The 15,079-nt window shown below is 53.9% G+C and carries 15 protein-coding genes and 1 other annotated feature; of the genes, 7 read left to right on the plus strand and 8 right to left on the minus strand.

What is annotated here, in order from left to right; translation table 11 throughout:
• Positions 1-3: 3 nt before the first annotated feature.
• Positions 4-708, minus strand: a complete 705-nt coding sequence (locus OMR58_RS16540) for a hypothetical protein (protein WP_105590839.1) — start codon at positions 706-708, stop codon at positions 4-6.
• 205 nt (positions 709-913) lie between these two features.
• Here OMR58_RS16540 and OMR58_RS16545 point away from each other — a divergent pair, with 205 nt between their 5' ends.
• Positions 914-1,789, plus strand: coding sequence for a LysR substrate-binding domain-containing protein (locus OMR58_RS16545; protein WP_105590838.1), 876 nt, complete (start codon positions 914-916; stop codon positions 1,787-1,789).
• Between the two features lie 68 nt (positions 1,790-1,857).
• Here OMR58_RS16545 and htpG read toward each other — a convergent pair whose 3' ends face one another.
• From htpG to dnaX, 4 genes are all read right to left on the minus strand, one after another.
• Positions 1,858-3,726 carry a molecular chaperone HtpG gene (gene htpG / locus OMR58_RS16550; RefSeq protein ID WP_264546445.1) on the minus strand — a complete coding sequence of 623 codons (1,869 nt, stop codon included), beginning with the start codon at positions 3,724-3,726 and terminating at the stop codon, positions 1,858-1,860.
• A 106-nt stretch (positions 3,727-3,832) separates the two neighbouring features.
• The gene (recR, locus tag OMR58_RS16555) at positions 3,833-4,438 is read right to left on the minus strand and encodes a recombination mediator RecR (RefSeq protein WP_105590836.1); all 606 of its coding nucleotides are present in this window, start codon (positions 4,436-4,438) and stop codon (positions 3,833-3,835) included.
• Positions 4,438-4,767, minus strand: a complete 330-nt coding sequence (locus OMR58_RS16560) for a YbaB/EbfC family nucleoid-associated protein (RefSeq protein ID WP_105590835.1) — start codon at positions 4,765-4,767, stop codon at positions 4,438-4,440. Before OMR58_RS16560 ends, recR begins: the two co-directional genes overlap by 1 nt.
• A 52-nt stretch (positions 4,768-4,819) precedes the next feature.
• Entirely contained in the window at positions 4,820-6,760 is a 1,941-nt protein-coding gene (gene dnaX / locus OMR58_RS16565; protein WP_264546446.1) for a DNA polymerase III subunit gamma/tau, read from the minus strand.
• Positions 5,423-5,484 (minus strand) — a sequence feature (DnaX frameshifting element). It overlaps the preceding gene by 62 nt.
• 430 nt (positions 6,761-7,190) lie before the next feature.
• Here dnaX and bamA point away from each other — a divergent pair.
• Both bamA and OMR58_RS16575 read left to right on the plus strand, forming a co-directional pair.
• On the plus strand, positions 7,191-9,608 hold the full coding sequence (gene bamA / locus OMR58_RS16570; RefSeq protein ID WP_264546447.1) for an outer membrane protein assembly factor BamA: 2,418 nt from the start codon (positions 7,191-7,193) through the stop codon (positions 9,606-9,608).
• Between the two features lie 659 nt (positions 9,609-10,267).
• Complete coding sequence (locus OMR58_RS16575; RefSeq protein ID WP_264546448.1) at positions 10,268-10,807, plus strand: hypothetical protein; 540 nt, start codon at positions 10,268-10,270, stop codon at positions 10,805-10,807.
• Between the two features lie 105 nt (positions 10,808-10,912).
• On the opposite strand, the gene apt is transcribed toward OMR58_RS16575, so the two are convergent.
• Both apt and OMR58_RS16585 read right to left on the minus strand, forming a co-directional pair.
• Complete coding sequence (gene apt / locus OMR58_RS16580) at positions 10,913-11,464, minus strand: adenine phosphoribosyltransferase (RefSeq protein WP_105590831.1); 552 nt, start codon at positions 11,462-11,464, stop codon at positions 10,913-10,915.
• Between the two features lie 156 nt (positions 11,465-11,620).
• Positions 11,621-11,998: a DUF454 family protein gene (locus OMR58_RS16585; RefSeq protein WP_264546449.1), complete on the minus strand. Its 378-nt coding sequence runs from the start codon at positions 11,996-11,998 to the stop codon at positions 11,621-11,623.
• Positions 11,999-12,063: 65 nt separating this feature from the next.
• Between OMR58_RS16585 and priC the strand changes: the two genes are divergently transcribed.
• The 3 genes from priC to rsmS are packed head-to-tail and all read left to right on the plus strand — an operon-like array spanning position 12,064 to position 13,086.
• Positions 12,064-12,600, plus strand: coding sequence for a primosomal replication protein (priC, locus tag OMR58_RS16590; RefSeq protein WP_264546450.1), 537 nt, complete (start codon positions 12,064-12,066; stop codon positions 12,598-12,600).
• Between the two features lie 48 nt (positions 12,601-12,648).
• Complete coding sequence (locus OMR58_RS16595) at positions 12,649-12,894, plus strand: hypothetical protein (RefSeq protein WP_105590828.1); 246 nt, start codon at positions 12,649-12,651, stop codon at positions 12,892-12,894.
• A 42-nt stretch (positions 12,895-12,936) separates the two neighbouring features.
• Positions 12,937-13,086 (plus strand): pleiotropic regulatory protein RsmS, encoded by a 150-nt coding sequence (rsmS, locus tag OMR58_RS16600; protein WP_264546451.1) that lies wholly within the window; start codon positions 12,937-12,939, stop codon positions 13,084-13,086.
• Here the strand turns inward: rsmS and acrR are convergent.
• Positions 13,083-13,724, minus strand: a complete 642-nt coding sequence (gene acrR / locus OMR58_RS16605) for a multidrug efflux transporter transcriptional repressor AcrR (RefSeq protein ID WP_200560007.1) — start codon at positions 13,722-13,724, stop codon at positions 13,083-13,085. The two genes, rsmS and acrR, sit on opposite strands and share 4 nt — an antisense overlap.
• Before the next feature lie 140 nt (positions 13,725-13,864).
• On the opposite strand from acrR, the gene OMR58_RS16610 reads away from it, so the two are divergent.
• Positions 13,865-15,064 (plus strand): efflux RND transporter periplasmic adaptor subunit, encoded by a 1,200-nt coding sequence (locus OMR58_RS16610; protein ID WP_105590825.1) that lies wholly within the window; start codon positions 13,865-13,867, stop codon positions 15,062-15,064.
• Positions 15,065-15,079: the final 15 nt, after the last annotated feature.

A 15,079-nucleotide genomic window follows, 5' to 3' on the forward strand; every position in this document is an offset into this window, starting at 1 on the left:
GATTCAGGCAACGGCGCTGGCTTTCAGCACCGGGGTCAGCAGGGTTTCACCGGACAGGAAACGCACGATGTTCTGCGCCAGCGGGGCTTTTTCTCGCAGATAGGCAAGAATTACCTCATCTGAAGGCGTGGAGAAGCTGTCGGCGAAAATACTGATCCCTTCCAGCGACTTAGTGGAAATCCCCAATTGCAGCAGGCGATATTTCACGTCGTCCGCCGACTGGGCGAATTCATAAATGGGTGACTGATAGTTGATGTCGTACTGAGCCATCATCTCCACCAGAAATGCCTTCGCTACCTGACGCTGCTCCGGGAATTCCATCTGGTAGTGGGTGATACCGTCGTTAATGGTGTTAATACCGTTTCGATGGCAAAAATCAACGAGATGTGCATGAATAGCCAACTTTTCACCTAAAAGAACCAGATTTTTCCGGTACTTAAGGATATCACTTTCCAGATTTTCAATAGCAATTGAACGAAACGCTCCGCTGATATCAGCGACGGTATGATCGACGACCAAATCACCGAAACGACCTCTTAATTCATCAACGCGATGCGCTAAAATGCCACGATGCAGTGAACATCCGCTGTTTCCTGACCAGAGGTGCACAGGAATACCCTGTAACATTAGATAACACGCTGCCAGCGTACTATCGCGACCACCGGTGAACATGACGAGCTGTGGTTTTACGGAATACTGATTTGTCATTTTCCTTTCCTTCACATAGCTGTTGTGCGTAATCGTCGGCTGACAAGAAAAAATATCGCTGTATGTACATGGAGTTAAAAGAAAAAACATCCTCTCTCAGGCAGTTGTTCTGCTGATAACTCCGGGGTCAGAGTAGGTAAAATCGACTGGACTTTAAAATGATATAAACAGACACTGGATGTGAGATTTTCTAACGGATAGGGCTATGTCCGGACTTCCTTCGCTACGCGCTCTGCGCTATTTTCATCAGGCTGCACTGCATCAAAGCTTTAGCCTCGCTGCACAATCACTGCACGTGACTCATAGTGCAGTCAGCCATCAAATCAAACTGCTGGAAGAGTGGTTAGATAAACCGTTGTTTCTGCGGGTAGGTGGCCGGGTTCAGCTGACCTCGGACGGCGAGCGGCTTAAGGTTTGCTGTATACAAACCTTTGGCGAAATTGAAGCGACCTGCGAAAAAATCCGCGCGCGTAACCTGCACAGCCTGACGATTTCCTGCGCCCCCAGCTTTCTTGCCCAATGGCTAATCCCGCGGATCAGCCGTTTTACCAGCCGCCACGCGGAGATCGCCCTGACTTTTCAAACTCATGTCGATATTGAGCGCGTACGTAACGAGTATTGCGATGTGCTGATCGTCAGTCATGAACAGTCTGTCGGAGAGGATATCGCTGCCACGCTAATCACCGTCGATTATATTGGTCCGGTCTGTTCGCCAGAATTCGCTAATCGCTTTACCTATGAAACCGATTTCGCCACCCTTCCGCTGCTGCATGCCGATACCAAGCTGCACGCCTGGGCTGAATGGGCAAAAAAAACCGGAGCACGGGGCGATTTCTGGGCCGGACGCCACTTCGATAATCTGACGCTGGCTATTCAGGCGGCGCGCAGCGGCATGGGCATTATTATGACACCGCAGATTTTGGTGAAAAAAGAGATCCAGGAGGGGTCACTGATCGCCCCCTTAGGCTTCGCCGAAGTGGATCGCGCAACGTGGATGATGGTGAAAGAAACACGGCGTGAAGAACAGGAGATTGCCCTGTTCCGTCGCTGGCTGCTGGAAGAGGCTTCCGGCGGCGGTTGACGAGGTCGGCAGATGGACGCAAAAAGGGGCCGGATTATCCGGCCCCTTTCAGTTCACGTGCGCGATGATTAGCCCAACAGCAGCTGGTTCATGCGGCGAATAAACTGGTTTGGATCGTCCAGCGATCCCTTCTCGGCCAGCAGCGCCTGATCCAGCAGCAGCTCGATCCACTCGGCGAAGCGCGCTTCGTCCTGGGTATCGGCAGCGCGTTTAACCAGTGCGTGATCCGGGTTCAGCTCGAACAGATACTTCACGTCCGGCACGTCCTGGCCCGCAGCGGCAAACAGCTTGGCCATCTGGGTGCTCATTTCGTTCGCGTCGGTGGTGACGATGGCCGGGGTATCGGTCAGACGGTGGGTCAGACGCACTTCTTTCACACGCTCGCCCAGCAGCGTTTTCACACGCTCAACGAACGGTTCCAGCGCCTTCTCTGCTTCCTTCTGCTCTTCGGTTTCTTCGTCGGCCAGCTTGCTCAGCGCATCGTCGGCTTTGCTGACGGACTGGAACGGCTTGCCGTCGAACTCGGTCAGGTAGCTCATCATCCACTCGTCGATGCGATCGGAGAGCAGCAGGACTTCGATACCTTTTTTGCGGAACAGCTCCAGATGCGGGCTGCTCTTCGCCGCGGCATAGCTATCGGCTGTAATGAAGTAAATCTTCTCCTGACCTTCCACCATGCGGCTGATGTAGTCTTCCAGCGACACGGTCTGTGCAGGGCCTTCGCTGCTGGTTGAGGCAAAGCGCAGCAGTTTCGCGATGGTTTCAATGTTCGCGCTGTCTTCCGCCGGGCCTTCTTTCAGTGCCAGGCCGAACTGCTGCCAGAATTTCTGATATTTCTCTTCGTCATCCTTCGCCACTTTTTCCAGCATCTGCAGAGAACGCTTAGTCAGCGCACTGCGCAGGGTCTGAGTGATGCGGCTGTCCTGCAGGATCTCACGGGAGACGTTCAGCGGCAGATCGTTCGAGTCGATCAGCCCCTTCACGAAGCGCAGATAGTTCGGCATAAACTGCTCTGCGTCATCCATGATAAACACGCGCTGCACGTACAGCTTCAGGCCGTGTTTGTGATCGCGGTTCCACATATCCCACGGTGCCTGAGCCGGAATATAGAGCAGGCTGGTGTACTCCTGCTTACCTTCCACGCGGTTGTGGCTCCAGGTCAGCGGGTCGGTGAAGTCGTGAGCAACGTGCTTATAAAACTCTTTGTATTCGTCTTCGCTGATTTCAGACTTGCTGCGGGTCCACAGCGCCTGAGCCTTGTTGATTTTTTCCCAGCTGGTGGTGTCGTCTTCTTCGTTACGGGATTCAATTTCAACCGGCAGGGCAATATGGTCGGAGTATTTGCTGATAATGCTGCGCACACGCCATGCATCGAGGAACTCGTCTTCGCCTTCGCGCAGGTGCAGCGTAATCTCGGTGCCGCGATCTTCTTTGGTGATATCCGCGATGGTGTATTCACCTTCGCCGGCGGATTCCCAGAATACGCCCTCATCAGCGGCAGCACCGGCAGCACGGGTGCGCACGGAAACTTTATCCGCAACGATAAATGCCGAGTAGAAGCCCACACCGAACTGGCCGATCAGCTGGCTGTCTTTCGCCTGATCGGAGCCTAAGGACTCGAGGAAGGACTTGGTACCGGATTTGGCAATGGTGCCCAGGTTTTCAATGACTTCGTCGCGACGCATACCGATACCGTTATCGCTCAGCGTCAGGGTACGGTTTTCCTTGTCGACAGAAACACGTACGCGCAGATCGCCGTCACCCTCGTAAAGATCGGGGGTGGATAATGCGCGGAAGCGCAGCTTATCCGCAGCGTCCGAGGCGTTGGAGATCAGTTCACGCAGGAAGATTTCTTTGTTTGAATAGAGTGAGTGGATCATCAGGTGCAGAAGCTGTTTCACCTCTGACTGGAAGCCACGCGTCTCTTGTCCTTTCATGGTCATTGCTACCTCAACTAAAACAGGTTGATGAACGTTGAGGGTAGAGATGGGGGAGAAGCGCTGGGTTTTCAAGGCGGCACGAAAACTCGTGCCGTTTGAATGGTCAGAATTTAATCTTGTGGCGCCCGGCCAGTGAATGGGACAGCGTCGTGCCGTCGACCATTTCCAGCTCGCCGCCGACCGGGACGCCGTGCGCGATGCGGCTGGCTTCCACGCCATACTGCTCACACAGGCTGGCAATGTAGTTGGCGGTTGCCTCACCTTCTACCGTCGGGTTGGTCGCGAGGATCACTTCCTGAATGGTTTCTTTTTCCAGCCGCTGCTCCAGACGATCCAGGCCGATATCTCCCGGTCCGATGCCGTCCAGCGGTGAAAGATGGCCCATCAGCACAAAGTAACGGCCGGAAAACTGCCCGGTCTGTTCAATGGCATGAATATCCGCCGGGCTTTCAACGACACAGATTTGACCGTTCTGCTGGCGACGTGGATTCGCGCAGATGGTACAGATCTCCTGCTCGGTAAAGGTCCGGCAGTCCGCACAGTGGCCAATCTCAGACATCGCACGAGTCAGAGCCTGTGCCAGGCGCATACCGCCGCTGCGGTCGCGTTGCAGAAGCTGAAAAGCCATGCGCTGGGCCGATTTAGGCCCAACGCCCGGCAGGCAACGCAGCGACTCCATTAGTGCTTCAAGGAGCGGGCTGGTCTGCATCAGAACGGCATCTTGAAGCCAGGTGGCAGCTGCATACCGGATGACACGGCGGCCATTTTCTCTTTCTGCGCTTCAGCAACGCGGCGAGCCGCATCGTTAAATGCCGCAGCAACCAGATCTTCCAGCATGTCTTTGTCATCTTCCAGCAGGCTTGGGTCCACTTCCACACGACGGCAGTTGTGCGCGCCGTTGATGGTCACTTTCACCAGGCCGGCACCGGATTCACCGGTCACTTCCATTTTGGCGATCTCTTCCTGAACCTGCGCCATTTTGTCCTGCATTTGCTGGGCCTGCTTCATCAGGTTACCCAATCCGGCTTTACCAAACATAAGTTCTCTCTCTTTCGCTCAGGCCACACCAACAAAACGGTGATGCGGCGGGTTACACAGGGCGGATACTCTCTTCATCAACGTCTGCGTCAAAAAAGCGTCGCAGCGTCTGAATATTATTATCCGCGATAATCGACTGGCGCGCCTGCGCCAGCTTCTCTTCATAAATTTTTTGCCGCCACTCCAGCGGCGTCAGCACCGCCGGATTATCATCTTCCACCACGGTTAATTCAATGGGATGACCAGCGGCGTTGTTGAGGGCATCATTCAGCGCCTTCTGCGCCGACGGGGAATTCAGATGCCGCTGGCTGGACCGCAGATGCAGACAAACGCCACCGTTCGTCACCTCTTTCCACGCATTCAGCGCCAGCTGCTGCACCAGCCGCGGCATGGTCAGGGTGGCTATTTCGGCCGCCCAGGCATCACGCTCCAGTGATTCCTCCGTCAGTTTGACGATCAGCTCCGGCGTTTTTTCATGTTCCAGCGCACTGCGCAACGCTTTCGGCGTGGCTACCGGCTCCGCTTTCACCTCTTCCTTCGGCGTCTGCGCCTTCCAGCGGTACGCTTCCTCTTTTACCGGTGCGGCGGGTGCAGCATCCTGTCGCGGGCGCTTCTGCCCACGTTCGGTTGCGGCTGCCAGACGCTCCAGTGCAGAGCTGGCCGGCCGCGCACCCTGCGCCGCCGGCTCACTCTTTTTTGGTTTGGTTGCTCCCTGCTGGCGCATCAGTTGAGTACGCGCCTGCAGCAGCTGGCTGGTGGTGTCAGGCAATCCCTGAGGCGGCGGTGCATCTGGAATAGTATGCGCGACTGCCGGCTGAGATGGCGGCACCAGCGGGGCCTGAGGTGAAGTCTGGGGTACGGCCTGGGCGACAATAGCCGGGCGAGCAACGGGTTCAGCAATCACCGCTTTAGGATGAAAGGCCAGCGCTCGCAGCAGCGTCATTTCAACGCCCATGCGGCGATCCGGCGCCAGCGGCAGCTCCTTGCGCCCCACCAGCAGCGTCTGGTAATAAAGTTGTACGTCTGCTGGCGGCAGCACTCGTGCCAGCTCGCGCAGACGCTGTTCAATCGTGGCCATATCCTCACCGAGCGCCGAGGGCAGCAGCTGCACCATAGCAATGCGGTGCAGGAGGGTCAGCATTTCAACCAGCAGCGCTTCCCACTCCACGCCGCGCGAGGCCGCCTGGTTAAGCAACGCCATCACCTGCGCACCATCCGCACTGACCAGCGCTTCGATCAGCGCCAGCGGCTGTTCGTCGTCCAGCGTGCCGAGCATATCATTCACCGTCACCGTAGTGACCGCCCCCTGCCCCATGGCGATAGCCTGATCGGTCAGGCTGAGGGCATCGCGCATACTGCCGTCGGCGGCACGCGCCAGAAGCTGCAGTGCACGCGTTTCAGCGGAAATCTGCTCAACCTGCAGTATATGCTCAAGCTGACCGCGGATCTGATCCTGATCTAAGGCTTTCAGATGGAATTGCAGACAGCGCGACAGGATGGTCACTGGCAGCTTCTGCGGATCGGTGGTGGCTAACAGGAATTTGACGTGTTCAGGCGGCTCTTCCAGCGTCTTCAACAGCGCATTGAAGCTGTGACGCGAAAGCATATGAACTTCGTCGATCAGATAGACTTTAAAGCGCCCGCGCGCCGGTGCGTACTGCACGTTATCCAGCAGGTCACGGGTGTCTTCGACTTTGGTGCGCGATGCGGCATCGATCTCAATCAGATCAACAAAGCGCCCCTGTTCGATTTCACGGCAGTTATCGCACTGGCCGCAGGGCGTAGCGGTGATGCCGGTCTCGCAGTTCAGCCCTTTGGCCAACAAACGGGCAATCGTCGTCTTCCCAACGCCGCGGGTGCCGGAAAACAGATAAGCGTGATGGATACGGCCCAGCGAAAGACCGTTAGCCAGCGCGGTCAGGACATGCTCCTGACCAACGACTTCAGTAAACGCTTGTGGACGCCACTTACGGGCCAGTACCTGATAGCTCATTCGGACTTCATCATTGTTCTGAATCAAAAGAAGATACTATAACAGAATCCTCTCCTGCCCGTCGCGGTTCCTGTCGGATAGTTCCCGATACGGAGCACGCTCACAAAATCTTACGCAGTCACTGTCGGGAAAGAGATGTTTTTTTACTCAAAATGAATCAGGCAATTTATTTACGTTTTAATGATAAAAAACTCACAGAGTTATTTTCCCAGCCTGTAAAAAATAAAATAAAACACCACACCCCCTTCTGTTAAAGAAGCCCCAGCAAGATGTAATTTTTTTGAAAATAGCCAAACGCAAGGGAATCAAAAAAATAAAATACAGTCAGTTATCAACAGAGTCGGCATGGCAAACGCAACCGCCACTTACTGACACGATTTCATTTTATTGTGTTCCCCCTATTTCAATACAGGTTCCTGACTGAAACCCAATGAAAAAGAATTTTCCTGGATTGCTTTTATTAAGTAGCCTGGCTGCCTATGGTGCGGATGACTTTAAGGTAAATAATATTACCTTTAGTGGCCTGCAGCGCGTTACGCCCGGTGCCGTCTTGCTGAATATGCCGGTACGAACCGGCGATACGGTTTCCGCGCAGGATCTCAGCGAGACGGTACGCGCCCTTTTTGCCAGCGGCAACTTTGAGGATGTGCAGGTACTTCGCGACGGCACAACGTTAATCGTGCAGGTAAAAGAGCGGCCGACCATCGCCAGCATCACCTTCGCCGGTAATAAAGCGATCAAAGATGACATGCTGACGCAAAACCTGGAGGCATCCGGAGTGCGCGTGGGGGAAGCGCTGGATCGCACTACCATTACCTCGATTGAAAAAGGGCTGGAGGATTTCTACTTTAGCGTGGGTAAATACAGCGCCAATGTTAAGGCAGTCGTCACGCCCCTACCGCGCAACCGCGTCGATTTAAAGCTGGTCTTTACTGAAGGGGTTTCCGCCAAAATTCAGCAGATTAACCTGATCGGTAACCACGCCTTCAGCACTGATGAACTGCTTTCCCACTTCCAGCTGCGCGATGAAGTGCCCTGGTGGAATCTGGTCGGCGACCGGAAATATCAAAAGCAAAAACTGGCGGGCGATATCGAAACGCTGCGCAGCTTCTACCTCGATCGCGGCTACGCCCGTTTTTCCGTCGACTCCACGCAAATCAGCATGACGCCGGATAAAAAGAGCTTATTCATTACCGTCAACCTTACCGAAGGCCAGCGCTATACCCTGTCGTCGGCGGAAGTCAGCGGTAATCTTGCGGGGTATTCCGCGCAGATCGAAGAGCTGGCGCGCATCAAGCCGGGCGAAACCTACAGCGCGGCCCAGGTTACACGCATTGAGAATGATATCAAAAAACTGCTGGGCCGCTACGGCTACGCGTGGCCCCGGGTGCAGACTCAGCCGGAGATCGATGACGCAACGAAAACCGTCAAACTGCACATTAACGTCGATGCCGGTAATCGCTTTACCGTCCGTCATATTGTCTTTAACGGTAATGACACCTCGCGCGATGCGGTACTGCGGCGGGAAATGCGTCAGATGGAAGGCGCCTGGCTGGGCAGCGATCTGGTGGAACAGGGTAAAGAGCGGCTTAACCGGCTGGGCTATTTTGAAAGCGTGGAAACCGAAACGCAGCGCATTCCCGGCAGCAGCGACCAGGTTGATGTGGTGTACAAAGTGAAGGAGCGCAATACCGGCACCCTGAACTTCGGTATCGGCTATGGCACCGACAGCGGCATCAGCTTCCAGGTTGGCGTGACGCAGGATAACTGGCTGGGCACCGGCAACAGCGTCAGCTTTAGCGGCACCAAAAACGACTATCAGACCTATGTTGAAGTCTCCGCCACCGATCCTTATTTCACCGTGGACGGCGTCAGTCTCGGCGGCAAGTTTTTCTATAACGATTACAGCGCTGAAGATAACTCGCTGGCGGAATATAATCTGAAAAGCTTCGGCTTCGGCAGCAACCTTGGCCTGCCGGTCAGCGAACACAGCATGATGAACCTGGGGCTGGACTATGTTTATAACAGCCTGACCGATATGGAACCGCAGCTGGCCACCTGGCGCTACCTGGCTTCACGCGGGATCGATCCGGCGGTGGTCACCAAGGACGGTGACAGCAACTCTGATTTTGTCGCCAACGATGTTTTCGCCAGCATCGGCTGGAGCTATAACTCGCTGGACCGGGGTTTCTTCCCGACCTCCGGCGTCAGCGCCAGCTTTACCAGCAAAATCACCCTGCCAGGCTCCAGCAACAACTACTTTAAAAACACGCTGAACGCCAGCGCCTATCTGCCGCTGAGCGACAGCCACAGCTGGGTGCTGCTGACCCGAACCAAGCTGGGCTACGCGGGCGGCCTGGGCGGCAGCGACGTGCCCTTCTATGATAACTTCTACGCAGGTGGCTCCAGCACCGTCCGCGGCTTCTCGTCGAATACTATCGGTCCTAAAGCGGTGTATTACCGCTGTAACGGCAGTGAAAGCAGTTACGGCGCATGCCCGGTGGAGAAATCAACCGATGCCGTTGGCGGCGATGCAATGGCTATCGTCAGCGCCGAGTTGATCCTGCCCACTCCGTTTGTCGGCGATCGCTATGCCAGCTCGCTGCGGACTTCACTGTTCGTTGACGCCGGAACGGTGTGGGATACCCAGTGGCAAAACACCGAGCAGACGGAAGCCGCCGGGATTAAAGACTACGGCGATCCTTCGCAGGTTCGTGTTTCATCCGGTCTGGCCGTCCAGTGGCAGTCGCCGCTTGGCCCGCTGGTCTTCTCTTATGCGCTACCGCTGAAAAAGTATGACGGTGATAAATCGGAGCAGTTCCAGTTCAATATTGGTAAAACATGGTGATCGGCGATATTTAAATTGTAGAAAATTACAAAAATATTACCCGATCGTATTTATCGCTGACAGATTCATTACTTAACAGAATGGTATTATCTCCTGGTGGGAAAGTTCTGAGCAAACTCCTCACCATCGTTGTTGTAAAGTAAACCAAAGGTCACCTTCGCCGGTGGCCTTTATTTTTACTTAAAATAAGCTGAATCTAATTATCAACACACTAAAAGCCAAAAAAAACCGTATAGAATATGCAATATAGCGCCAGATATTGGGGAGACAGCTTCTCGAAAATGGATTGGGTAATATCTTAGGATTTGGTCCTGCCAATAACGTCAAAAGGAAATTGACTATGACCTGCCCCACCTGAACATCAATCCCACCGTTCGCCTGGTACAGCATCCTGCACCGGGTTTGAGTGTTGTCTGCCGTTGACCCCTGCCAGCACTGCCGCTGGTCATTTACAGATTAAGTGAGAACACCGAATGAAAATACTTTGCGCGGTATTGAGCGTCCTGTTGATTGTGGCCGTGGGCTATATTTTTCATCAGAATCAGGGCATTCCAGAACGAATCGCTCTGCTGGATGTGGAAAGAATTATTGCTCAGTCTGCTCCCGGAAAGGCCGGGCGCGAGCATCTCAGTATTATCGACAGGCGCTTCCAGCAGGGCATGGAAGATTTACACAGAAGCTACCAGAACGCGCCTGAAGAGGAGCAGCAGCGGGTCTTCAGTAACGCCGAGGAAACGCTGGTCAGGCAGTTTAGTGTGGAAGAACGCGGTGTGAGTGATGCTCTGAAAAAAATCATTTACGAAGAAGCAGAAAAGTGGCGTAAAGAACATAGCATCGGCGCTATTTTCCCGGCTCAGCTGGCGCTGGCCAGTAGCGAACAGCAGGTGGATTGTACGGATGAAATCCTGGCTGCGGTTGATCGGCGGCAGATCATCTTTGCTGACTTACCCGTGTTACAGATCAATCAACCCCCGGCGATAACGCCTGTTTCCCCGCTTGCTAAGAAAAAAGAGGAAGTGAAACCCGGCAAACCTGAAGTGATCAAGCCCCAAAATAACGATAGCCAGGATCAGGAACGCCCGGCACCGACAGTACCTGAGACGAAATCGCAGACGGGCGATCTTACCGCTCCAGTTACGACGGATCCTGAATCGCAAACGGCCGGGCTTGCCTTTTCCGGCGCTTCAGCGGCAAATTGACGGGGTAAGAAAGGATAATATTTAGCCGGGAACGCCATCAAGAATAGCGAAATATTACAGAAGGGATGACGGTGAGCAGCAACGCAGCTGCCCACCGAAACAGCATCAGTGCCCCGGGAAGTTCACCAGGCTGTAAACGTTCAGCCCCAGCGCCTTCAGGCGTGCTTCGCCGGCCAGGTCAAACAGATTGATGATGAAGGCAGCATCCTTCACCGTGCCACCCGCGCGCTGGATCAGCTTAACGGTCGCTTCAATGGTGCCACCGGTCGCCAGCAGATCGTCCACGACGAGTACAACATCACCCGGCTGGATGGCATCACAGTGCAGTTCTAAACGGTCAGTACCGTATTCCAGCTCATAGCTTTCGGAGAAAGTCTGGCGCGGCAGTTTGCCCGGCTTACGCACGGGAATAAAACCCACCCCCAGTCCCAGTGCCACAGGTGCACCAAACAGGAAACCACGCGCTTCCGTACCCACAACCTTGGTGATACCCGCGTTACGGTAGCGTTCAACTAACAGCTCAATGCTCAACGCATACGCTTTCGGGTCTTCCAGCAGGCTGGTGACATCACGAAACAGGATGCCCGGTTTTGGATAGTCCTGGATGCTTTTGATACTGTTTTTAAGAAAATCTAGCTGCTGCGCAGTCGCGGTCATAATGTTATGCCTGGTAAATACAAATCTGACTCGCGCAGCTTCATCTCCCCCAGCCGGCGATCGGTCGGGTGAAATTCAAACGAGAAAGGGAAGCCGCGCACGAAAACGACCAAATTTATGCAAACTGCCCGACAAATGCAACCGCGTTTAAGAAAATCAGCGATTTTCTTGCTCTTCCTCAACGACCGGAAGCCGGGCCATAAACACCAGAAGACAACAGAGGATCGCCAGTAACATAAGACGAACCCAAAGAATTTTTACCATCCATAATGAAAAAGCAAAGGTCAGCAGGATAAAAACTATCGCCCTGCTCTTTGCGCCGGGCGGCATGGCTCGATGCTGCTGCCAGTGACGCAGGTAGCGGCCAAATACGGAACGATAAAGCAACCAGTGATGGAAGCGCGGCGACGATCGGGCAAAACACCAGGCGGCCAGTAACAGGAACGGCGTTGTCGGCAGCAGCGGCAAAACGGCACCAAGCGTCGCCAGCACCATCGCAAGCCAGCCAAGAATCAATAAAATATAACGTTGCATCGTGCACCCGTAAAAAAATGTCGTAAACAGGTTATCATATCGCGATCGTGGCCACGGAGAAGAACATGAAAAGTGCAGGTTTACTGCAGCAGCTGGATACTCAGCTGGCACAGCTGGCTCGCGCCGTGGAGCCACACGCCAATCAGCGCACGGCAAAGGCGCGTTTTGATCATCAGCTGTTTCACGGCCATTCCACCCGACTGGGGGATTATTTGCTGGAAATACAGCAGACGATGACGCAGTTAAAGCAAAGCGTGCAGGACAATCGCGCCGAGCGCGTTGCCTGGATGGCCGAGCGCGTGGTGCTGCAGATGGGGGCATTACAGCGCGAACTGGCCACCCAGACGCTGCGCAGCCGCGAAGCCGAACCGGTGGTAGAAAAAGAAAATCTGTATGAGAAACTCTCCCAGCATCAGGATTTCGAGCGCCGCTTACGTGCGATGATTGCCGATCGTGAAAGCCTGCTGGCAATTCAGGAGACGCTGGCGCAACAGCAGCAGCTTCAGCGCGAGCTTGCCGCACTGGAAGGCCGCCTGCAGCGATGTATGCAGGCGCTAAAACGCATTGAACGCAGTATTGAAAATCGCGAACGCGATCGCTAGCCGCTAAGGCGAACTATACTAACAGCACAATCTGGCTGGAGAGGTAAAATGGGGCTGCTTTCCTGGATTATCATTGGGTTACTGGTCGGTATTTTTATCAGGCGCTATTTCCCCGGCCGCCCCGGTGGACGAGCCGCAACGCTGGTTTTGAGCACGATTGGCGCACTGATCGGCGGTTATATCAGCAGCTATTTTGGTTTTGGTACGCTGGCACTGATGGATGTCCGCTCCGAACTGATGGCTCTGGCAGGTGCGTTGGTGATGGGTGTGGTTATTAAAATTTTGCGCATCTGAACAGTGTTGTTATCCCCGCATAGCAGACGATAAGGAGTCATAATGTCGCTGGAAAATGCCCCTGAAGAGGTCAGGCTGGCCGTTGATCTGATTATGCTACTGGAGGAAAATCAGCTGGAACCGGAAACGGTTCTGGCCGCGTTGGCTATCGTTCAGCGAGACTTTGAGCGAAAGCTTGCCGAAAAAGCTTAGCGGGAGGAATGGCGCAATGTTGGACAATAGATCAGCATCTCAACCAACGTATCGACCAGCTGCGGTGCATCGTCGGCAAGGTTAAAGCTTTCCGGCATAAACAGCCAGTTTTCGATAATTCCGCTGATGTAGCCCCGGATGATAATCGCCGCCCGTGGGGTATCCAGATTATCCGGTAACTGCTTAGCCCGTATGCACTGTTTTAAAACATCCTCTATCTTCTCATAGCATTCCAGATAGAGATTTTGCTGCATCAGCTGCAGTGTAGCCATTTCACCCACAAATTCACATTTGTGATAAATAATTTCCATCAATGCCCGTCTTCTCGGATCGCTGGTTGTCGCGTCAAAGACATACAGAATCATTGCTCGCATAACAGACAGTGGATCCGCAGGGTATTTTGATTGATACTCAATTTCCAGATCCGCCATAACGGAGTCGGACTGAGCCCAGATTTCGTTTAGCAAATCAGTTTTATTTTTAAAATGCCAGTAGATTGCCCCCCGTGTAACGCCAGCGGCAGCGGCAATATCAGCCAGCGACGTTTTGGAAACGCCGACTTCTGAAAAGCGTTCGATCGCTGCATTGATAATGTGATTGCGCGTTTCCTGCGCCTGCTGTTTGGTATTTCGTGCCATAGTGGGGTTTTTACAAAATGGTAGATTTACATACATTTCCGAATGTATGTACCATAGCACGACCATAATTTAAACGCAGCAATGGGTTTATGGGTTTGTGATCCATTGAACAATCGATACCGGACATTCGAGGTTTATTTATGAACAAAAACAGAGGGCTAACGCCTCTGGCAGCCGTTCTGATGCTTTCAGGCACCCTGGTTCTGACAGGATGCGATAACAAAGAGCAACAACAGGCTGGGCAACAACAGGCACCTGAAGTGGGTATCGTCACGCTGAAAAGCGCCCCACTAAAAATTACCACCGACCTGCCAGGTCGTACCTCATCTTTCCGTATCGCAGAAGTTCGCCCGCAGGTTTCTGGCATTATTCTGAAACGCAATTTTGTTGAAGGTAGCGACATCAAGGCGGGTGAATCCCTCTATCAAATTGACCCGGCGACCTATAAAGCCGCGTGGGAAAGTGCGAAGGGCGATCTTGCTCAAGCGCAGGCTAATGCGCAAATCGCCAGCCTGACGGTTAAACGCTACAAACCTCTGCTGGGTACCAAGTACATCAGTCAGCAGGACTATGACCAGGCTATTGCCACGCAGAGCCAGACCGCAGCAGCCGTTCAGGCAGCCCAGGCCTCGGTGGAAAGCGCGCGTATTAATCTGGCTTACACCAAAGTCACTTCGCCTATCAGCGGCCGTATTGGTAAATCTTCCGTTACCGAAGGTGCACTGGTGACCAGTGGCCAGACAACTGCCCTGGCTACCGTTCAACAGCTGGACCCGATTTATGTCGATGTCACTCAGTCAAGCGAAGACTTTATTCGTCTGCGTAATGAACTGAATGCCGGTACGCTGCAGCAGGCAAACGGCAAGGCCGAAGTTAAGCTGTTAATGCAGAATGGTAGCGAATATGCGCAGAGCGGTACATTGGAATTCTCCGATGTCACCGTCGATGAAACCACCGGTTCTATCACGCTGCGCGCCGTGTTCCCTAACCCGGATCACAGTCTGCTGCCGGGCATGTTTGTTCGTGCTCGTCTGGATGAAGGCACCAACCCAAATGCGCTGCTGGTTCCACAGCAGGGCGTAACCCGTACTCCAACCGGTCAGGCTACGGCGATGGTAGTGGGTGCAGACAACAAGGTTGAAGTACGCAATCTGACCGCCGACCAGGCCATAGGCGACAAATGGCTGGTTACCGGTGGGCTGAAAGATGGTGACAAGGTGATTGTGACCGGACTGCAGCGCGTCAGACCGGGTGCAGCCGTAACGCCACAGGAAGTTAGCGAAGACAGCTCCAAAGCAGCAGCACAGCCTCAGGCGCAGTCTGAACAAAGCAAGTCTTAACAGGAGCCACTGATT

The organism is Erwinia sp. INIA01 (assembly GCF_025947915.1).
GTDB lineage: Bacteria > Pseudomonadota > Gammaproteobacteria > Enterobacterales > Enterobacteriaceae > Erwinia > Erwinia coffeiphila.